Origin of the sequence: Bradyrhizobium sp. LB11.1 (genome assembly GCF_040549385.1) — a bacterium.
Taxonomy (GTDB): domain Bacteria; phylum Pseudomonadota; class Alphaproteobacteria; order Rhizobiales; family Xanthobacteraceae; genus Bradyrhizobium.
Map to the genome: position 1 here is coordinate 160,110 of NZ_JBEPTH010000014.1, position 18,638 is coordinate 178,747.

General features: G+C 64.7%; 19 protein-coding genes and 1 tRNA gene. 10 read left to right on the plus strand and 10 right to left on the minus strand.

What is annotated here, in order from left to right; genetic code table 11:
* Positions 1-15: 15 nt before the first annotated feature.
* From ABIA96_RS29590 to ABIA96_RS29615, 6 genes are all read left to right on the plus strand, one after another.
* Complete coding sequence (locus ABIA96_RS29590; protein ID WP_354140568.1) at positions 16-969, plus strand: sulfonate ABC transporter substrate-binding protein; 954 nt, start codon at positions 16-18, stop codon at positions 967-969.
* Complete coding sequence (gene ssuD / locus ABIA96_RS29595) at positions 966-2,144, plus strand: FMNH2-dependent alkanesulfonate monooxygenase (RefSeq protein ID WP_354140569.1); 1,179 nt, start codon at positions 966-968, stop codon at positions 2,142-2,144. Before ABIA96_RS29590 ends, ssuD begins: the two co-directional genes overlap by 4 nt.
* Positions 2,141-2,947, plus strand: coding sequence for an aliphatic sulfonate ABC transporter permease SsuC (gene ssuC, locus ABIA96_RS29600; protein ID WP_354140570.1), 807 nt, complete (start codon positions 2,141-2,143; stop codon positions 2,945-2,947). Before ssuD ends, ssuC begins: the two co-directional genes overlap by 4 nt.
* A 7-nt stretch (positions 2,948-2,954) precedes the next feature.
* Positions 2,955-3,782 (plus strand): ATP-binding cassette domain-containing protein, encoded by an 828-nt coding sequence (locus ABIA96_RS29605; protein WP_354140571.1) that lies wholly within the window; start codon positions 2,955-2,957, stop codon positions 3,780-3,782.
* Positions 3,783-3,814: 32 nt separating this feature from the next.
* Complete coding sequence (locus tag ABIA96_RS29610) at positions 3,815-4,396, plus strand: flavin reductase family protein (RefSeq protein ID WP_354140572.1); 582 nt, start codon at positions 3,815-3,817, stop codon at positions 4,394-4,396.
* Positions 4,397-4,479: 83 nt separating this feature from the next.
* Positions 4,480-4,635 (plus strand): hypothetical protein, encoded by a 156-nt coding sequence (locus ABIA96_RS29615; RefSeq protein WP_254133775.1) that lies wholly within the window; start codon positions 4,480-4,482, stop codon positions 4,633-4,635.
* A gap of 116 nt (positions 4,636-4,751) precedes the next feature.
* On the opposite strand, the gene ABIA96_RS29620 is transcribed toward ABIA96_RS29615, so the two are convergent.
* The 9 genes from ABIA96_RS29620 to ABIA96_RS29660 all read right to left on the minus strand — a co-directional run bounded on the left by ABIA96_RS29620 (position 4,752) and on the right by ABIA96_RS29660 (position 14,502).
* On the minus strand, positions 4,752-5,900 hold the full coding sequence (locus ABIA96_RS29620; RefSeq protein ID WP_354140573.1) for a M20 family metallopeptidase: 1,149 nt from the start codon (positions 5,898-5,900) through the stop codon (positions 4,752-4,754).
* 261 nt (positions 5,901-6,161) lie between these two features.
* Positions 6,162-7,547, minus strand: a complete 1,386-nt coding sequence (gene flbD, locus ABIA96_RS29625) for a sigma-54-dependent transcriptional regulator FlbD (protein ID WP_354140574.1) — start codon at positions 7,545-7,547, stop codon at positions 6,162-6,164.
* A gap of 52 nt (positions 7,548-7,599) precedes the next feature.
* Entirely contained in the window at positions 7,600-7,950 is a 351-nt protein-coding gene (gene fliN / locus ABIA96_RS29630; protein WP_354140575.1) for a flagellar motor switch protein FliN, read from the minus strand.
* A gap of 3 nt (positions 7,951-7,953) precedes the next feature.
* On the minus strand, positions 7,954-8,574 hold the full coding sequence (locus tag ABIA96_RS29635; protein ID WP_354140576.1) for a FliH/SctL family protein: 621 nt from the start codon (positions 8,572-8,574) through the stop codon (positions 7,954-7,956).
* The gene (gene fliG, locus ABIA96_RS29640) at positions 8,574-9,665 is read right to left on the minus strand and encodes a flagellar motor switch protein FliG (RefSeq protein ID WP_354140577.1); all 1,092 of its coding nucleotides are present in this window, start codon (positions 9,663-9,665) and stop codon (positions 8,574-8,576) included. Before fliG ends, ABIA96_RS29635 begins: the two co-directional genes overlap by 1 nt.
* A gap of 17 nt (positions 9,666-9,682) precedes the next feature.
* A complete protein-coding gene (fliF, locus tag ABIA96_RS29645; RefSeq protein WP_354140578.1) occupies positions 9,683-11,308 on the minus strand; it encodes a flagellar basal-body MS-ring/collar protein FliF in 1,626 nt (541 codons plus the stop codon).
* A gap of 192 nt (positions 11,309-11,500) precedes the next feature.
* The gene (sciP, locus tag ABIA96_RS29650) at positions 11,501-11,776 is read right to left on the minus strand and encodes a CtrA inhibitor SciP (protein WP_002714638.1); all 276 of its coding nucleotides are present in this window, start codon (positions 11,774-11,776) and stop codon (positions 11,501-11,503) included.
* Positions 11,777-12,164: 388 nt separating this feature from the next.
* Positions 12,165-12,890 (minus strand): flagellar hook assembly protein FlgD, encoded by a 726-nt coding sequence (locus ABIA96_RS29655; RefSeq protein ID WP_354140579.1) that lies wholly within the window; start codon positions 12,888-12,890, stop codon positions 12,165-12,167.
* A gap of 13 nt (positions 12,891-12,903) precedes the next feature.
* Entirely contained in the window at positions 12,904-14,502 is a 1,599-nt protein-coding gene (locus ABIA96_RS29660; protein ID WP_354140580.1) for a flagellar hook-length control protein FliK, read from the minus strand.
* A 318-nt stretch (positions 14,503-14,820) separates the two neighbouring features.
* On the opposite strand from ABIA96_RS29660, the gene mnmA reads away from it, so the two are divergent.
* The 4 genes from mnmA to ABIA96_RS29680 all read left to right on the plus strand — a co-directional run bounded on the left by mnmA (position 14,821) and on the right by ABIA96_RS29680 (position 17,717).
* Positions 14,821-16,002, plus strand: a complete 1,182-nt coding sequence (mnmA, locus tag ABIA96_RS29665) for a tRNA 2-thiouridine(34) synthase MnmA (RefSeq protein ID WP_354140581.1) — start codon at positions 14,821-14,823, stop codon at positions 16,000-16,002.
* Positions 16,003-16,243: 241 nt separating this feature from the next.
* Positions 16,244-16,882 carry a class I SAM-dependent methyltransferase gene (locus tag ABIA96_RS29670; RefSeq protein WP_354140582.1) on the plus strand — a complete coding sequence of 213 codons (639 nt, stop codon included), beginning with the start codon at positions 16,244-16,246 and terminating at the stop codon, positions 16,880-16,882.
* A gap of 200 nt (positions 16,883-17,082) precedes the next feature.
* A complete protein-coding gene (locus ABIA96_RS29675; RefSeq protein WP_354140583.1) occupies positions 17,083-17,445 on the plus strand; it encodes a hypothetical protein in 363 nt (120 codons plus the stop codon).
* Positions 17,446-17,640: 195 nt separating this feature from the next.
* Positions 17,641-17,717 (plus strand) — tRNA-Met (locus ABIA96_RS29680).
* 378 nt (positions 17,718-18,095) lie between these two features.
* Here ABIA96_RS29680 and ABIA96_RS29685 read toward each other — a convergent pair.
* Positions 18,096-18,638, minus strand: a 543-nt coding sequence (locus ABIA96_RS29685; protein WP_354140584.1) for an ATP-binding protein, incomplete at its 5' end; no start/stop codon positions are given.

Sequence of the window (18,638 nt, forward strand, 5' to 3'; positions counted from 1 at the left end):
CAAAAGGGTTCGAACATGAGGCGTATCATTCAGCGTCTGATCGCGGCCATCGTGCTGTCGATCGGCATCGTCGCCGCGGCGGTCGGCACGTCCTACGGACAGGACAAGGTGGTCCGCATCGGCTACCAGAAATACGGCAAGCTGGTCCTGCTCAAGAGCAAGGGCACGCTGGAGCCGAAGCTCGCGGCCGACGGCTACAAGGTGGTGTGGACCGAATTCCCATCCGGCCCGCCGCTGCTGGAAGCGCTCAATGTCGGCGCGATCGATTTCGGCAACACCGGTGAAGCGCCGCCGATCTTCGCCCAGGCCGCCGGCGCGCCGATCCGGTATGTCGCCTATGAGCCGCCGGCGCCGAAGGGCGAGGCGATCCTGGTGCCGAAGGACAGTCCGCTGAAGTCGGTCGCCGACCTCAAAGGCAAGAAGGTCGCGCTCAACAAAGGCTCCAATGTCCACTATCTCCTGGTCAAGGCGCTGGAGAAGGCGGGCGTCAAATACGCAGAGATCGAACCCGTGTTCCTGGCGCCGGCCGATGCGCGTGCCGCTTTCGAGCGCGGCGCGGTCGATGCCTGGGTGATCTGGGATCCGTTCCAGGCCGCGGCCGAAGCGGCCACGGGTGCACGCACGCTGGCTGACGGCACCGACATCGTCGCCAACTACCAGTTCTATTTCTCCTCCAAGACATTCCTCGAAGCCAACCCGAAGATCGTCGACGCCGTGCTCACTGAGCTGAGCGCCGTCGACGATTGGGCCAAGGGCGACATTCACGCGGTGGCCGAGCAGCTTGCTCCGGCGATCGGCCTGTCCGTGCCGGTGGTCGAGGTCGCGTTGAAGCGGCAGGCCTACGGCATCAAGCCGATCACCGATGCCGTCATCGTCGATCAGCAGCAGGTTGCCGACGCATTCCTCGCGCTCGGCCTGATCCCCAAATCCATCAAGATTTCCGACGCGGCGCGGAGGCCAGGAACATGAGCAAGGTCATGAGCAAGCAAAGCAATGCCAACATCCTCTGGTTTCTGCCGACCCACGGTGACGGCCGCTATCTCGGCACCGGCATCGGCGGCCGCGAGGTCAACTTCAACTATCTGCGCCAGATTGCGCAGGCCGCCGATCAGCTCGGTTATTACGGCGTGCTGCTGCCGACCGGGCGCTCTTGCGAGGATTCCTGGATCGTCGCTTCCAGCGTGGCGCCGTTCACCGAGCGCCTGCGCTATCTCGTGGCGGTCCGTCCCGGCCTGCAATCGCCGACGGTTGCCGCGCGCATGACCGCGACGCTCGACCGCATCACCAATGGCCGGCTGCTCGTCAACGTGGTCACCGGCGGCGATCCCGTCGAGAACAGGGGCGACGGCATCTTCCTCGGTCATGACGAGCGCTACGAGGTCACCCGCGAGTTCCTCAACGTCTATAGCGATCTGCTTGCGGGCAAGACCGTGAATGTCGCGGGCAAGCATATCCACATCGAGGACGGCAAACTGTTGTTTCCTCCCGTGCAGTCGCCGCGGCCGCCGCTCTATTTCGGCGGTTCGTCCGATGCCGGCATCGACGTCGCGGTCGACGCCGTCGACAAATATCTCACCTGGGGCGAGCCGCCGGCTCTGGTTGCGGAGAAGATCGCAAAGGTGAAGGACGTCGCCGCCGCGCGCGGCCGAAAACTCTCCTTCGGCATCCGGCTTCACGTCATTGTTCGCGAGACAAATGAACAAGCCTGGCAGGCCGCCAACGAGCTGATCAAGCACGTCAGTGACGAGACCATTGCGACCGCGCAGAAGAATTTTGAGCGAATGGATTCCGTCGGCCAGCAGCGCATGGCGCGGCTGCATGGCGGCAAGCGCGACAAGCTCGAGATCGCTCCGAACCTCTGGGCCGGCGTCGGCCTGGTGCGCGGCGGTGCCGGCACGGCGCTGGTCGGTGACGCCCAGACCGTGGCCGCCCGCATCAGGGAGTATCAGGACATCGGCATCGATACCTTCATCATGTCGGGCTATCCGCATCTGGAGGAAGCCTATCGCTTCGCCGAGCTGGTCTTCCCGCTGCTCTCGCTGGAGCAGCCGAGCAACGTGACCAAGCTGCACTTCAACGGTGGTCCGTTCGGCGAGACTGTCGGCAGCGATTACCGTCCGCAGCATCGGGTGTCGCAATCATGAGCCTCATCGACAGCGTCTCACTCCCGCGCAACTTCCGCCTGCCGCGCGTCGACGGCTTGGTCCAGTGGATCGTGCCGCTCGCCATTATCGCGATCTGGCAGGTGGCGAGCGTCACCGGCTTCGTGCCGACCCGCGTCCTGCCGGCGCCGAGCGACGTCGCGCTCGCCGGCTGGAAGCTGCTGTTGTCCGGCGAGCTGGTCCGCAACATCTGGGTCTCGTTCTGGCGCGCCTCGATCGGCTTCCTGATCGGCGGCAGCATCGGCTTTGCTTTCGGGCTCGCGAACGGCCTGTCGCAGTTGTCGGCCAAGCTCACTGACACCACGCTGCAGATGGTGCGCAATGTGCCGCATCTGGCGCTGATCCCGCTGGTCATTTTATGGTTCGGCATTGACGAGAGTGCAAAGCTGTTTCTCGTGGCACTCGGCGTGTTCTTTCCGATATATCTCAACACGCTGCACGGCATCCGCACCGTCGATCCGCAACTGGTCGAGATGGGCCGCATCTACGGCATGAGTGATGGCGAACTGTTCCGTCGTGTGATCTTCCCGGGCGCACTCCCGTCGATCTTCGTCGGCATCCGTTTTGCGCTCGGCATCATGTGGCTGACCCTGATCGTCGCCGAGACTATCGCGGCGTCCTCGGGTCTCGGCTACATGGCGATGCAGGCGCGCGAGTTCATGCTGATCGATGTCGTCGTGCTCTCGATCCTGATCTACGCCTTGCTCGGCAAGCTCGCCGACAGTGCCTCCAGCGTGCTGGAGCGCCTGACGCTCTCCTGGCACCCCGCTTTTCAAAAACGTTGAGAGTGACATGCAGACAGCGCTTCGTACGTCCCTTCCCGAAACCGAGCTCGTCAGCCACGCCAATTTCGTACCTCACACGCGTGAGGAGCGGCCGGTTCATGTCGGTGGTCTGCCGCTGAACATCCGGGGCCTGCGCAAATCTTTCGGCGACAACGAGGTGCTGCGCGGTATCGATCTGCACATCCCCGCCAGCCAGTTCGTCGCGATCGTCGGCAAAAGCGGCTGCGGCAAGAGCACGCTGCTGCGTCTCATCGCCGGCCTGGAGAAGATCGACGCCGGCAGCATCAGCTTTGGTGACGACGTCCAGGCGGAAGATGCCCGCGTGATGTTCCAGGAGCCTCGGCTGTTGCCATGGGCGCGCGTGCTCTCCAATGTCGAGGTCGGCCTTGGCCGCGATCGCTCGTCCAGCGATGCGCACGCGCGTGCCGAGAAGGCGCTTGCCGAGGTCGGGCTGACCGACAAGCGCGACCAGTGGCCGTCAGTGCTGTCGGGTGGCCAGAAGCAGCGCGTCGCACTGGCCCGCGCGCTGGTGTCCCGCCCGCGTGTGCTTGCCTTCGACGAGCCGCTCGGTGCGCTGGATGCGCTGACCCGCATCTCGATGCAGCGGCTGCTGGAGCGGGTCTGGCGCGACCAGGGATTCACCGCGATCCTGGTGACCCATGACGTCGCCGAAGCCGTCGCGCTGGCCGACCGGGTGCTGGTGATCGACGAGGGCCGAATTGCCCATGATGTCATGGTTAACGCGGCCCGGCCGCGCACGCGCGGCTCGGTCGAGCTCGCTGGCCTCGAAGGCTCGATTCTGAGCCATCTTTTGTCGGCGGATGATCGTACCTAAATAAAAGGGGACCCCGCTTCGGGGAGCATGCCATGAATGTAGTCCCTCGCGAGCTCATGACCGAAATCCCCGTCTCGTCCGCCGATTTCCGCGGCGCCATGCGCCACCTCACCGGCGGGGTCAGCGTCATCACCGCTGGGCGGGGCAAGGACATCACCGGCATGACGGTTACGTCGGTAACCTCGCTATCGGTCGATCCGCCGACGCTGCTGGTCAGCATCAATCGCGATGCTTCGTCCTTCCCGCTGATCCGCCGCTACGGCGCCTTCGGCGTGAACATTCTCGCCGCCGATCAGCTCGATGTCGCCGAGCGTTTTGCCGGCAAGGGAGGGCTGAAGGGCGCCGATCGTTTCGCCGGTGCGCAGTGGGTGACGTCGGTCTCCGGCGTGCCGCTGCTGGTCGGCGCATTGTCCGCCGTCGATTGCGAGGTCGAGGAGATCGTCGAGCGTCATTCGCACGGCATCGTCATCGGCCGCGTCAGGGACATCAAGAACTCCACCCGAACGGCGGCGCTCGCCTATTGGCACGGTCAGTATGTGGCGGTGGATCAGGACGAGGACGCAGCAAGGCTTGCGGACGTCAGCCTTCCCGCGCGCAGCCACCGCGGCATCTGAGCGCCCCAGGGCTGGCCTTTTCCCCATCATCGCTCTAGAAGCCCCCTGAGCCTCCCATGTTGGGACGGCCAAGGAGCGGAGCGATGAAGCGCGTCGGGACCTGGGCGTTCTATGCCGTCGGCGCGCTGGCGATCGTGTATCTCGCGCTCTACGCCTATGCGACCTTCCGCGGCCAGCCGTTCGTGCCGGGCGATCCCATCCACATTTTTCGCAAGCCCGACGCACCGAGCTATTCGTAGGACTTGCTCGCTCTCGTAGGGTGGGCAAAGCGAAGCGTGCCCACCACCTCTATCCAACGAAAACAACTGGTGGGCACGGCGCAGTTGCGCCTTTGCCCACCCTACGGCAGCCGCGCTTACCCCCGCAGGATAGCGAGTGCCAGCGCCTGTGCGCGCGGCACGATGCTGTCGAGCTCGAGATATTCCTCCGGCGAATGGGCAAGCCCGCCCACAGGTCCGACGCCGCAGATGGTCGGCGTGCCGACCGCGGCGGTGAAGCCGGAATCGGCGCAGCCGCCGGAGAACTCGCCCTGGAGCGTGGTGAGGCCGGCCTGTTTTGCGGCCGCTTGATAGCTTTCGAAGAGCGCCTTTGAGCCCTCGCTCTGCACCACCGGCACGAACTCGCCCTTGATCGTCAGCACAGCACTTGTGCCGGGCACGTAAGGCGTCGCAATGATCCGTTCGATCTCGGCCATCACGGCGGCGCGATCCTTTGGATCGACATAGCGCATGTCGATCTGGCCCTCGGCGTAGGGCGCGGTCGTGTTGACCGACTGGCCGCCCGAGACGAGGCCGACATTGAGCGTGATGCCCTTGGTGAGATCAGTCAGCGCGTGGATCTGGATGATCTTGTGCGCGAGCTCACCGATCGCGCTGATGCCGGCGGCGAAATTGGCGCCGGAATGGGCCGCCTTTCCGGTGATGCCGACATGCATGAAGATGCCGCCCTTGCGGCTGGTGACGACATTGCCGGTTGGACGGCCCGGCTCGGAATTGAACACCGCGCGCGCAGAGCGGCCCTCACGCTCGATCACCGGTCGCGACGATGGCGAGCCGATCTCCTCGTCCGAAGTGATCAGCAGTTTGATCGGATGCGGGTTGCCGCCGAATCTGTGAAAGGCGGTGGCCACGAACATGTTCATCACGACGCCGGCCTTCATGTCGGCGACGCCGGGCCCGTAGGCGCGCTTGTCCTTGATCGTGAACGGGCGACGTCCGGCCTCGCCCTTGCCGAACACGGTGTCGCGATGCCCCATCAGCAGCACGGGCTTCTCGTTGCTGCCGGGTTTTGCCACCTCGGCGTGGATGGCATCGCCAAAACTGTCATGGGTCTCGCGCCGGAATGGAATGCCGTGCTCGAAAAAATGCCGCTCGAACCGCGCACCGACCGCATCGACGCCGGCCTTGTCATAGGACCCGGAATCGATGTTCACGACGTCGCGCAAGAGATCGATCATCGCCTGCCGCTGCGACGCCAGCCAATCCGTGACTTGAGCTTCAGACATGTGGTTCCTCGCGTGGGTTCTGGTGCGAGGTTATAGGGCCTGGCGTCGTCATGTCCTAGTCACGTAACGCGGTCCCGTTATGCGGGGAGCGCTCTCAACGCCGTCATTGCGAGCGTAGCGAAGCAATCCAGTTTGTAATGGCGGAGAAATATCTGGGATTGCTCGCTGCGCTCGCAATGACGAGGTTGAGCAGCCCGCCTTCAAACATAATGCCCGGGACTTGGTCCGGGCATTTGCTTTCTCTCAACTTCAGCTGGAAGCCTACGCCCCCACCATCGGCATCCGCGGATACTCACCCGGTATGCCGGCCGGCGTGATCGGGATGCCGCCGTCGGAATATTCGTTGAGCTTGTTGCGCAGCGTGCGGATCGAGATGCCCAGAATATTCGCAGCATGGGTCCGGTTCCCGAGGCAGTGTTTCAGCGTCTCCAGGATCAGGTCGCGTTCGACGTCAGCGACGGTGCGGCCCACCAGCGCGCGCGTCACCTGTTCGGCGGCCATGGTGGCATGCGCCACCGCCGGCGCCGTCTTGGCGAGGTCGAGGCGGTCGCCGTCCGGGGTGAGGATCGCATCGGGCCCGATCTCGTCGCCCTGCGCCATCAGCACCGCGCGGTGCATGGTGTTTTCGAGCTCGCGGACGTTGCCCTGCCAGCGATTGGTGGAGAGCACGCGGCGGGCCTCGGCCGAAATGGGCCGCATCGGCACGCCGTTGGCCTCGGCATATTTCTTCACGAAATGCTGGGCGAGCTCGAGAATGTCGGCGGGACGCTCGCGCAGGGGCGGGATCTTCAGGTTCACGACGTTGAGGCGGAACAGCAGGTCCTCGCGGAACGTGCCTTCGCGTACGGCTTCCGCCAGATTGCGGTTCGAGGTCGCGATGATGCGGATGTCGACAGGCACGGGCTTGGTGCCGCCGACGCGGTCGATTACACGCTCCTGGATGGCGCGGAGCAGTTTTGACTGCAGGCGGACGTCCATCTCGGAGATTTCGTCGAGCAGCAGCGTGCCGCCGGTCGCTTCCTCGAACTTGCCGATGCGGCGAGCGATCGCGCCGGTGAAGGCGCCCTTCTCGTGGCCGAACAGCTCGGACTCCAGCAAATGCTCGGGGATCGCGGCGCAGTTGATCGAGATGAACGGCCGCTTGGCGCGCGCCGAGCGGGTGTGAACGTAGCGCGCCAGCACTTCCTTGCCCGTTCCGGATTCGCCGGTGACCATCACCGAGGCATCGGAGCCCGCGATCTGCTGAGCGAGCTTGATGACGCGCGCCATGGCTTCGTCGCGATAGACCAGCTCGCGCGAATCGTTGGCGACGGCAGCCAGCACGGCGGCGATCAGCTCCGGATCCGGCGGCAGCGGGATGTATTCCTTGGCGCCGGCATGGATCGCGGCGACCGCGGCGCGGGCGTCGTTGGTGATGCCGCAGGCGACGATCGGGGCGTGGATGTGCTCGGCCTCGAGCCGCATCACGAGGTCGCGGATGTCGAGAGCGACGTCGACCAGCAGGAGGTCGGCGCCCTTGCCGCTACGCAGCACGCGCATCGCCTGCTCGTGATCCTCGGCATGGGTCACGGTGGCGCCGTTCTCCATCGCGATCTTCGTGGCGGTGGTGAGCTGGCCCTTCAATGTGCCAACGATGAGAAGCCGCATGTCAGTCTCCTGTCCGTCTGGTCGCGCTGCCGCGCGTCATTCCTTGTTCGCTTTAAGCGCGTTCGGTCTTGATGATTTCGGTCATGGTTACGCCGAGCTTGTCCTCGACGAGGACGACTTCGCCGCGGGCGACGAGCTTGTTGTTGACGTAGATGTCGATGGCCTCGCCGACGCGGCGGTCGAGCTCGAGCACGGTGCCCGGTCCAAGCTTCAGCAACTCGCTGACGTCCATCTTCGAGCGGCCGAGCACGGCCGAGACCTGCACCGGCACGTCGAAGACAGCCTCGAGGTCGGCGGCGACGCGGACCGCATATTCGTCCTCGGTGTAGCCGACATCGGCGCCAGCAGGCGGCAATGGGCCGTTGAGATCGGGCAGCGGGACCTGTCCGTCGGTGTCGCTCATGGCTTAATTCCCCTTGCGAGACGCGATATAGCGTCCGACCATGTCGTCGATCTTCGCCGCGATGGCGTTGCGCTCCAGCACGACGCCGCCATCGGCCCATTCGATCCGGCAGTCGCCGGTGGCAATTTCAGGCTCGGCCAGGATCACCAGCCGTCCCTCGAAGCCGCTCTGCTTGGCGAGCCGCTCGATCTTCTCGCGCGCACTGTCGTAGAGCGCGTCGTTGATGCGGACGACGAGATGCGGCGTCGCGACCAAATGCGAGAAGCAATCCTTGACCAGCGCCATGATCTCGCCGAGCGGCTCGGCGGCGACCAGATCGGCGCACAGCTTGCGTGCCACAGAGACCGCGACGTCAACCGCCTCGGTCTCCATCTTGCTCTCGATATTGCCGATGCCCGAGGCAATGCCCCGGATCGAGATATTGATCTCTTCCATGGCGAGTGCAACGCGGCGGTCGCTCTCGGCCTTGGCCTCGCGCTGGCCTGCGGCAAAGCCGTCGTGATAGGCGCGCGCTTCGGCTTCCGCGACCTTCTGCGCGATCTCGGCCGCGGTCGCGGCCTTCTCGCGCGTCCGGTCGGGCGCGGCGAAGTCGGTATCGAACAGGAATTTGGCCGGAGCGCCCATCAATACACCAGTTCGTCGTCGGCACGGTTCTTGGTCAGCATGATCTCGCCCTTGGCGGCGAGGTCCTTGGCGAGGTTGACAAGCAGCGCCTGGGCCTCGTCGACATCGCGCAGTCGCACCGGGCCCATCGCCGCCATGTCGTCCTGGAGCATCTTGGCCGCGCGAGAGGACATGTTGCCGAAGAAGAAGTTGCGGACGTCCTCGTTGGCGCTCTTCAGCGCCACGCCGAGCTTGTCCTTGTCGACGTTGCGCATCAGGGTCTGGGCCGAGCCGGAATCCAGCTTGATGAGATCGTCGAAGGTGAACATCAGGGCCTTGATGCGCTCAGCGGATTCCCGGTTTTCCTCTTCGAGTGAGGTGATGAAGCGGGTTTCGGTCTGACGGTCGAAATTGTTGAAGATTTCCGCCATCACCTCGTGGGCGTCGCGGCGGCGGGTCTGCGACAGGTTCGACATGAATTCGGTGCGCAGCGTCTTTTCCACGCTCTCGATCACCTCCTTCTGCACCGCTTCCATCTTCAGCATGCGGTTGACGACGTCGAGCGCGAGGTCTTCGGGGAAGATGCCGAGCACGCGCGCGGCGTGCTCCGGCTTCAGCTTCGACAGCACCACCGCGATGGTCTGCGGATATTCGTTCTTGAGGTAGTTGGCGAGAACCTCTTCCTGCACGTTGGAGAGCTTTTCCCACATGTTGCGGCCGGCGGGGCCGCGGATCTCGTCCATGATGCCGTTGACGCGCTCCGGCGCGAGATACTGCTGCAGCAGTCGCTCGGTGGCATCGAAATTGCCCATCAGCGCGCCAGAGGCCGACATGCGCGAGACGAATTCGAGCAGCATGTCCTCGACCGTGTCGACTTCGACGGTGCCGAGCGTGGACATTTCGAGCGAGAGCTGGCGCACCTCGTCGTCGTCGAGCAGTCCCCAGATCTTGCCGCCATACTGCTCGCCGAGTGCCAGCATGAGGATGGCGGCGCGCTTCGGCCCCGCCACCGATTCGACCTTGGCGCCCGCGCGGCTGCCGGCACGCTGACCGAGCGTGGAGATCACGCTGGTGATGTCGTTGGAGTTGGCGTTCTGCAAGCTGGCGGCCATGTCAGTTCACTTCTCGATTATTTCGCGGGTTCGGTCAGCCATTGACGGATGATGGCGACGGTTTCGTTAGGGTTGCGCTCGGCGAGCTCGCCGACGCGATGAACGGACTGGGCGTGGACCTGGCCCTGAATGGTGGCGACGTCGATCGCGCTGGCGGTGCCGCCCGGCAGGAGCGCCTGGCCGCCGGCGCCCGCCGCTGAAGCGGAGCCCTCTTCGGACGATGCGGGGCCGGCGAGGGCGCCGGAGATGGCGGCGGCGACTTCGTCGGAGGCGAGGATGCGCTTCACCAGCGGGCGGATCACCATGAACATCACGACCAGGCCGAGCAGCATCATCACGCCGAGCTCGACGAAGTACATGACGTCGTCCTTGGTGAACTGCAGCATGCCGAGCAAGCCGGAGGGCTCGGTGATCGGGGCGGTGGAGGGCGCGTCGGCGAAGCGCAGATTGACGACCTCGACCTGGTCGCCGCGCTTCTGGTCGAAGCCGATCGCCGAGCGCACCAGGGTGGCGATGCGGTCGAGCTGCTCCTTGGTGCGGTCGGTGTAGGCGAGCTCGCCCTTGTCGTTCTTGGTGTAGATGCCGTCGACCAGCACCGCGACCGAGATGCGGTTGACCCGGCCGGCCTCGGTCACTTCGGTCTTGGTGGTGCGTGAGATCTCGTAATTGTTGGTCTCTTCGGTCTTCTTGCTCTGGTCCTTCGCCGCCGGGCCGCTGTTCTGCTGCTGGCCGGGCAGCTCGTTGTTGACCGTGACCTGGCCGTTGTTGTCGGCGGTCATGCTCTGCTCTTCGCGGGTCTGGCTCGACCGCAGCACACGGCCTTCGGGGTCGAACTTGTCCGAGGTCTGCGTGACCTTGTTGAAGTCGAAATCGGCGGAGAGCTGGACCCGGGCGCGGCCCGAGCCGACCACGGAGGAGACGATGTCCTCGACCTGCTTGCGTATCCGCTTCTCGAAGGCAGCGCGGCGCTCGTCGCCGATCGCCTGCTCCGGATCGGTCGCCGCACCATCGGCGAGCAACGTGCCGGCCTCGTCGACGATCGAGACCCGCTGCGGCTTCAGGCCGTTGACGGCAGAGGCGACGAGGTGGCGAATGGCGCGGATCTGCTGGGGTTCGAGCGAACCGCGGACCCGGAGCACGATCGAGGCCGACGGCTCCGGCGCCTCGCGCGAGAACAGCGGGCGCTGGGGCAGCACGAGGTGGACGCGGGCGGCCTGGATCCGGTCGATGGCGCGGATGGTGCGGGAGAGCTCGCCCTCGAGCGCGCGCAATTGATTGATATTCTGGACGAAAGACGTTGTGCCGAGCGCCTCGGACTTGTCGAACACTTCATAGCCGACGCCGCCGCCCTTGGGCAGGCCGCCCTCTGCGAGCTTCATCCGCAGCCGGGTGACCTTGTCCTTCGGCACCATGATGACGCTGCCTTCATTGCGCAGCTCAAACTGGATGCCCTGACGTTCCAAGTCCTTGATAATACCGGAAGAATCCTCGACGCTGAGGTCGGTGAACAGCGTCGTCATCTGCGGCGTGGTCACGCGCATGATGACGAACGCAAAGAAGCCGATGAGCGCGGCGGTGACCGCAATCATCGCCCCGAAGCGGGCGGCGCCGATACCTTTTAAGAAGTCCGCAAGACCCTGCAAGCAACCGCCCCGACAGATTCGGCTGCTTTCACTGGAAAGGCCGAGTGGGCAATTATTGCCTAGGTGATGGTTTCGATATGGTTAACGAAGGTTAAGAGCTCGGACAAAAGTCGCGCCAAAACGAAACATGAAAAAAATCGGCCTCGCAGAGCGGGGCCGATTTTCGTCAAAAGCAGCAGATTTCCGGATTGCTTACTGGCGATATTGCTGGATGCGGGTGGTGCGAAGACCCGCCAGACCGTGCTGGTCGATGGAAAACTGCCAGGAAAGGAATTCGTCAACCGTCAGGGTGTACCGGCTGCAAGCCTCCTCGAGGGAGAGAAGTCCACCGCGCACAGCGGCGACGACTTCGGCCTTGCGGCGGATGACCCAGCGTTTGGTGCCGGGTGCGGGCAGATCTGCAATCGTCAGCGGACTGCCGTCCGGCCCGATGACGTATTTTACCCTCGGGCGATGGGGTTCTGTCATGGCGTACTCACAAACTCTCAACCACTGAACTCACGCCACAACCGTACGCATCGCGACTTAAAAATCCGCTAAGCCTAAGGCTTCAATACAATTCTCGTTGAAAATGGCTGGAACGAAGCTGGCTCTGCGGGCTGAAAACACAATTTCAGCCGGCCGAGCGGGGTCTTCGTAAATACTTTACTAACAAACGAGGCCCGCGGTGATGCTTTCCGAGGCCTCAACTGTTGTCCCGGCGAACGCCGGGACCCATACCGCGTGATCTATCGATGAGGCGCGGTTGCAGCACCAAGAAGAACTTTCTAACCACGGGTCTTCCAAACTTCTCCCTGTGGTTGTGGATCCCGGCCTTCGCCGGGATGACATCGTATGTGTCGCGTCAGCGTCGCCCTCAGCTGCCGCTGCTGCTGGTCGCGACGATGCTCTTCACCTGGCTCAGCGTGTAGCTGCTGCCGTCGATGGTGAGCAGCGGCGGCGACTGGGTCAGGTCGACGGAGCTCACGACGCCCTGCACCTGCGCGGCGATGCCGACATTGTTGTTCGCGACGTCCTTGCCGGTCGCCGTGATCGTGTATTTGCCGTCAGGCCATTGCGTGCCGTCATTGCCCTGACCGTTCCAGGTGAAGGGAACGTCGGAGGCAGCGCCGGCGGTGTATTTGCCGGTGAACACGGTCTGGCCGCTCGAATTGGCGACGGAAATGTCGACCGTCGCATCGGTCGGCACGTTGAGATGCCAGGTCGCCGACGAACTCGTCATGGTCGCTGTGGTGCCGTCGACCACGGCGGTCTTGCCGACGAAGCCCAGCGCCTGGGTCGCCTGCGTGGTCTGCTGCAGGGTGACGAGCTGCGACAGCGAGTCGTTGGTCTTGAGCTGCTGCTCGACGCCGGCGAACTGCACCAACTGCTGAGTGAACTGGTTGGTGTCGAGCGGGTCGAGCGGGTTCTGGTTCTGCAGCTGTGTGGTCAGCAGCGTCAAGAATGTCTGGAAGTTGCCGGCGAGCGTCGCGCCAGGGGTCGAGCCCAGGCTCGAGCTCGACGAGGATGACGACGAGGAGGATGACGTCTGCGTCGTGCCGGAGACGACGGCAGGCGAAGTGGCGGCATTCGTGGTGGTCATGAGCGAATACTCCTCACACTCTGATATCGACGCCGCTGCTCGATCCGAGCATGCGGCCGTAGCTGCGGCTCACGGGCGCGGCAGCGGCTGAATCGTCTTCACTGATGATCAACCGGCGGGAATTGCCGTTGTTGTCGTTGTTCTGGCCGGAGTTCTGCCCCGACGAATTCTGGTCGCGCAGGCTGAAGGAGAGTCCGTTGCCGCCGGTCTTGAGGCCGGCATCGTCGAGCGCGCGTTGCAATTGCGGCGCGTCCTGCCGCAGCATCTGCAGCGTCTCCGGCTTCTCGACGGTGAGATGCGAGGTGACCTGGCCGTTGCGGTCGACATTGATGCGGACGTCGATGCGGCCGAGATCGCCTGGATCGAGGCTGATGTCGAAGCGGGTCTTGCCGGCGCGTGCGGCGGCCGCGATCTCGACCGGGATGCCGCTGATCGGCACGGCATTCGGGTTGGCCGCGGTCGCGGTGAGCGTCGCGGTGGAGGCGGTGGCCGCCGATGTGGTCGTCGTCAGCGGCGCCTGCACGGCGTTGGCGGCTTGCGCGCTGGCGTCGGTCGCCGCGGCCTGCGTATCGGCATGAGCATGCGTGGTCGGCGCGGCCGGCGTGGCGTCGGTGGTGCGGTCGGTGGAAGCTGTCTTTGCATCGACAGCAGTCGCATCAGCCGGAGGTTTCGCGGCTTGCGCATGCGTGGCGGCGTTGGCAGCCGTCGCGGTCGTGGGATTTTGTGCGGTGGTCGCGGTCTGCGTGGTCTTGCCGGTGTCCTGGCCGATATTGGAGACGTCGGCCTGGCCTTGCGCGGTCGCAGCCGCCTTGAACGACGTCTTTGGCGTGCCCTGATCGACCGCGGTGAGCTGCGCGGCGTTGGCATCGGTTGCGGTGGCGTCGGTCGTTGCCGTTGCCGCATCGGCTGGTGCGGCCTTCGCGTCGGTAGTCTTGCCGTCGGTCTTCGCAGTCTTGCCGGTCGCGTTGAGCTTGGTGCCGGCGATCTGCGCTGCGGTCGAGGCGCTGGCGGCGATGCCGGCGGCTGCGATCGTCAGCGGCGAGGAGGCGGTGTTGGCGGCCTGGTTGGCCGCGGCGTTCGGATCAACCGGTACGACGGGCGCGCCGACGGGAATTGCGGTCGGATCGGGCGCCGCCACCGACGTCGCGGTTTGCGCGGTCGCCGAGGCATCCACCGCGGCGGCGAGGCCATCGGTGGTCTTGTCGCCCTTGGTGTCCTTGGAGTCCTGAGACTTGTCGCCCGACTTGGTGGCGTCAGCCTTGTCCTTGGTCTTGGCGGGGGCCTTGGTCGGATCGGCAGACGTGTCGCTCGCCGCCTGCGTCGAGGAATCCGTGTTGTCGCTCGCCTTGCTCTGCGAGGAGGGGTCGGTCGAGGAGCTGTCGCGCGTGCTCCGGTCGGACGACGAGGAGGACGACGACGAATCACTCCGCCGCGGCGCCGGGTCCTGGCTCGAGGACGGCGCGCTGTTGCTGATGGCTTGCGTGTTGCTGTCAACCAGCGACCCGAAGGAGTCGCTCGGGCTCGAGTCCTTGGTGCTCTGCGACCGGGCAGGCTTTTGCGGCGCGCTGGAGACCTGCGCGCTTGCCGCTACGTCTGACGTGACACCAACCACAGGCGACCCCTTGAAAACATCTTCGGACCAGGAGGTGAGCAAGGAGCGGGCCAGTCTCTGACTATGAAATTTTATATAGCAAAATCAATATCTTGATGAATCGGGGGCGCCGTAGCGAAATCCCTCCAGCCCCACCATTTCTGCCGCCCCGGCAAGAATTGCCCTAAGCATGGGCCGGGCGCGATTGCTTCACCGGAAGGCCGCCTATATTAAAGGGTGCTCTCAGCCGCTTTCGACCGGGCAAGCCAGTGCCTTTCGGGAACCCAAGTTCCCGGGGACCGCTGATGTCCCGGTCCAAAGCATCAAACCGCTAGGCCCATGCTCAACAGTCTGGATCTCGAAGGCCGTCCTGAGGATACCAGGGTCGTCGTTGCCATGTCGGGCGGCGTCGACTCCTCGACGACGGCTGCGCTGTTGAAGGCCGAAGGCTATGACGTCGTCGGCATCACGCTGCAGCTCTACGACCATGGCGCGGCGACCCACCGCAAGGGCGCCTGCTGCGCCGGCCAGGACATCCACGACGCCCGCGACGTCGCGGCAAAGCTCGGCATTCCCCATTACGTGCTCGACTACGAGGACCGCTTTCGCGAGTCCGTCATCGACAACTTTGCGGACTCTTATGCGCTCGGCGAAACGCCGGTGCCGTGCATCGAGTGCAACCGCTCGGTCAAATTCCGTGACCTCCTGAAGACCGCGCGTGAGCTCGGCGCGCAGGCGCTCGCCACCGGCCATTACGTCGCCTCGCGCCGCCGTGACGATGGCTCGCGCGCGCTGGTCTGCGCGGCCGATAGCGATCGCGACCAGAGCTATTTCCTGTTCGCGACCACGCAGGAGCAGCTCGACTTCCTGCGCTTCCCGCTCGGCGACATGTCCAAGGCCGAGACGCGCGAGCTCGCGCGCCGCTTCGGTCTTTCGGTCGCCGACAAGCACGACAGCCAGGACATCTGCTTCGTGCCGACGGGCCGCTACACCGACATTATCACGCGGCTCCGTCCAAACGCGATGGACCCCGGTGACATCGTCGATCTCGACGGCCGCGTGCTCGGCCAGCATCACGGCATCGCCAATTTCACCATCGGCCAGCGCCGCGGCCTCGGCATCGCGGCCGCCGCGCCGCTGTTCGTGGTGCGGCTTGAGGCCGCCAACCGCCGCGTCGTCGTCGGCCCGCGCGAGGCGCTGAAGATGCACCGCATTGCCTTGCGCGACGTCAACTGGATCGGCGGCGGCGACATCGACCGCGCCATCGGAAACGGCCTCGAGCTATTCGTCCGCGTGCGCTCCACGCGCGCGCCGCAGCCGGCATGGCTGCGCGGCGCCAACGGTCATTACGAAGTCGAACTCATCGCCGGCGAAGAGGGCGTCTCGCCCGGCCAGGCTTGCGTGTTCTACGACGCGGCGAGCGGCCAGGCCCGCGTGCTCGGCGGCGGTTTTATTCAGAGCGCCGCGGCAAAGCTTGGTGCGGCAACATCGCGCCCGCTCGCGGAAGCCGTGCGCGGCTGATCATGACGAATTTGGATCGCACTCTCGCGACACCGGAAGTGCGCCCCCTCTCCCGCTTGCGGGAGAGTGTGGGGGAGAGGGCTCTCTCCACTCGCGATAACTCGCGAGAGGATAAAGCCCTCATCCGGCGCTGCGCGCCGACCTCTCCCGCAAGGGGGAGAGGCGCCAGACCGTGCGCGGGGCTGGCATCGATTTCACCAACCGTCATCACACTCCATAGTTTCGCGTAAGGGCAGGGGGCATGGCAGCAGATATCTCGCGGGCCGGGGTCGAGAAGGCCTATGGCCGCTGGGCGCCGGTCTACGATCTCGTGTTCGGCAAGGTGTTCGACGCCGGCCGGCAGTCGACCATCGCGGAGGCCGACCGCATCGGCGGCCGCATCCTCGACGTCGGCGTCGGCACCGGTCTGTCGCTGTCGGATTATTCGCGCACCACAAAAATCTGCGGCGTCGATATCTCCGAGCCGATGCTGCGCAAGGCGCAGGCCCGCGTCCGCGCGCTTCGCCTCTCCAATGTCGAAGTGCTCTCGGTGATGGACGCCAAGAACCTCGCCTTTCCCGACGCCGCGTTCGACGCGGTGGTCGCGCAATATGTCATCACCGCCGTGCCCGATCCCGAAGGCACGCTCGACGAGTTCGTGCGCGTGCTCAAGCCCGGCGGCGAGCTGATCCTCGTCAACCACATCGGCGCCGAAAAAGGTTTTCGCAAACTCTCCGAGCTGGCGTTCGCCCCGCTCGCCCGCCGCTTAGGCTGGCGCCCGGAGTTTCCGTGGCAGCGTCTGGTCGATTGGGCCACCAAACACGGCGGCGTCACGCTGGCCGAGCGCCGCCCCATGCCGCCGATGGGCCATTTCTCGCTGATCCGCTACCACAAGACGTAAGCGCAAGCGGTGCCAACGATGCGCGCCGACCTCTCCCTGTCATTGCGAGCGCAGCGAAGCAATCCAGAATCTTTCCGCGGAGGAACTCTGGATTGCTTCGCTGCGCTCGCAATGACGGCGGAGAAACCTGAGAGGCCCGAACTTCGATCACATCGCACATCCCCCGGGAACATCGCCCCCAACCCGCGCGTTTCCCTTCCATGCGCATGACATCAAACATCATCCTGGCAAGCCTCCTGATCGCCGCCTCAGGCAGCGCGATCGCGCAGGCCCCGCCCGCCCCGGCGACGCCACCGCAAGCGACAGCGCCGCCATCGGCCCAGCACGCGGCGAACTGCATGCCGCAGGACCGCCCGAATCGCGCCACCGCGCCGGACGGCACCACCACCGGCCAGTCCCGGGAACCGCTCGGCGACAAACTGGCAAAATCCGACGGCGTGCTCTGCCCGCCCGCCGGCGTCGACCCCGAAATGCACGCGCCCGCGCCGAGCACGGATGGCGCCATGCCCGTCATTCCGCCCCCCGGCAGCCCCGGCGGCGACCCCACGGTTCGGCCGAAATAGCTTCGAGCGCATTTCCTTCGCCTCTCCCCGCTTGCGGGTGAGGGGGACTCTCCACGAGTCTGGTGCCGAAAAACGGACGATTCCGTTGCCAAAATCACCCTTTGGCGCAAGCGACCTTAGCTTGACTTCCCGCCGCCCCCTTCATTATATGCCGCGCGTTCGCGAGATCGGCCGTTTCGGCCCTCGCGACCCTGTGGCGGGGTAGCTCAGCTGGTTAGAGCACGGGAATCATAATCCTGGGGTCGGGGGTTCGAGTCCCTCTCCCGCTACCAATTCCAGCGTAACCCGTTGATTTTCCAGACTTGGCCGATCGTTGTTTCGACGCGAGGGATGTCTCATTGATACATCCGGAACGGGCGCTGATCAATTCTCACCGGTGCGGATCGCCGTGTCGCTATCAATAGCGATGTGAGATTGCTGTTTCCGACGCGGGGCCGAGTTATCAGGGGTGAGAGTCCCTCCCTCTCCGCCATCGCTTTCGGACAGCGCAGAAGTCCTTCAAAAACAGGCTTGCTTGGACCGCCGGTAATGGACGGTGTAGCACTACGGTATAGCACCTAGCGGCCAAAAAAATTGCGATTGACGGAAGGCCGTGCCAGCAGAAGTAGGCTGTCGCGAGCGGTGGGAAAGGCCTGCCGCGCGCTCAGGTGTCAATCGGCCTGCAAATTTGACCCCTCATCGGCGTCCAAATTTGACCCCTTCGTGCGGCGGATTTTGCCGGTAGCGCTCGTCTCGTCGGAGCTGGCCGGGATAGCGGAGGCGAGACGAGCGCGGGTGGCGTGATCGTCGTCTCGGCTCTTGAACCGCCAGCTATCGTTGCCGGTCTCGACAATGTCGCAGTGATGGGTCAACCGGTCGAGCAGCGCCGTGGTCATTTTGGCGTCTCCGAACACGCTCGGCCATTGGCCGAAGGCGAGATTGGTCGTCACGATGACGGAGGCGCGCTCATAGAGCCGGCTGACGAGATGGAACAGAAGCTGGCCGCCAGACTGGGCGAAGGGCAAATAGCCGAGTTCATCCAGCACGATGAAGTCCATCCGGGTGAGATGCTCGGCGAGCCGTCCCTGCCGTCCGTTGCGCGTCTCGGTCTCGAGGCGATTGACGAGATCGACCACGTTGAAGAAGCGGCCACGGGCGCCGGATCGGATGCAACTTCTGGCGATGGCAATGGCCAGGTGGGTTTTGCCGGTACC

Excerpts from the sequence above, each read along its gene's own strand:
- ABIA96_RS29670 (WP_354140582.1), top strand. The coding sequence starts at position 16,244 with ATGGCAGCAGATATCTCGCGGGCCGGGGTCGAGAAGGCCTATGGCCGC.
- fliN (WP_354140575.1), bottom strand. The coding sequence starts at position 7,950 with ATGAGCGACACCGACGGACAGGTCCCGCTGCCCGATCTCAACGGCCCA.
- ABIA96_RS29655 (WP_354140579.1), bottom strand. The coding sequence starts at position 12,890 with ATGACCACCACGAATGCCGCCACTTCGCCTGCCGTCGTCTCCGGCACG.
- ssuD (WP_354140569.1), top strand. The coding sequence starts at position 966 with ATGAGCAAGGTCATGAGCAAGCAAAGCAATGCCAACATCCTCTGGTTT.
- ABIA96_RS29610 (WP_354140572.1), top strand. The coding sequence starts at position 3,815 with ATGAATGTAGTCCCTCGCGAGCTCATGACCGAAATCCCCGTCTCGTCC.
- ssuC (WP_354140570.1), top strand. The coding sequence starts at position 2,141 with ATGAGCCTCATCGACAGCGTCTCACTCCCGCGCAACTTCCGCCTGCCG.
- ABIA96_RS29675 (WP_354140583.1), top strand. The coding sequence starts at position 17,083 with ATGCGCATGACATCAAACATCATCCTGGCAAGCCTCCTGATCGCCGCC.
- sciP (WP_002714638.1), bottom strand. The coding sequence starts at position 11,776 with ATGACAGAACCCCATCGCCCGAGGGTAAAATACGTCATCGGGCCGGAC.
- ABIA96_RS29590 (WP_354140568.1), top strand. The coding sequence starts at position 16 with ATGAGGCGTATCATTCAGCGTCTGATCGCGGCCATCGTGCTGTCGATC.
- ABIA96_RS29635 (WP_354140576.1), bottom strand. The coding sequence starts at position 8,574 with ATGGGCGCTCCGGCCAAATTCCTGTTCGATACCGACTTCGCCGCGCCC.
- ABIA96_RS29605 (WP_354140571.1), top strand. The coding sequence starts at position 2,955 with ATGCAGACAGCGCTTCGTACGTCCCTTCCCGAAACCGAGCTCGTCAGC.
- ABIA96_RS29620 (WP_354140573.1), bottom strand. The coding sequence starts at position 5,900 with ATGTCTGAAGCTCAAGTCACGGATTGGCTGGCGTCGCAGCGGCAGGCG.
- flbD (WP_354140574.1), bottom strand. The coding sequence starts at position 7,547 with ATGCGGCTTCTCATCGTTGGCACATTGAAGGGCCAGCTCACCACCGCC.
- fliG (WP_354140577.1), bottom strand. The coding sequence starts at position 9,665 with ATGGCCGCCAGCTTGCAGAACGCCAACTCCAACGACATCACCAGCGTG.
- mnmA (WP_354140581.1), top strand. The coding sequence starts at position 14,821 with ATGCTCAACAGTCTGGATCTCGAAGGCCGTCCTGAGGATACCAGGGTC.
- ABIA96_RS29615 (WP_254133775.1), top strand. The coding sequence starts at position 4,480 with ATGAAGCGCGTCGGGACCTGGGCGTTCTATGCCGTCGGCGCGCTGGCG.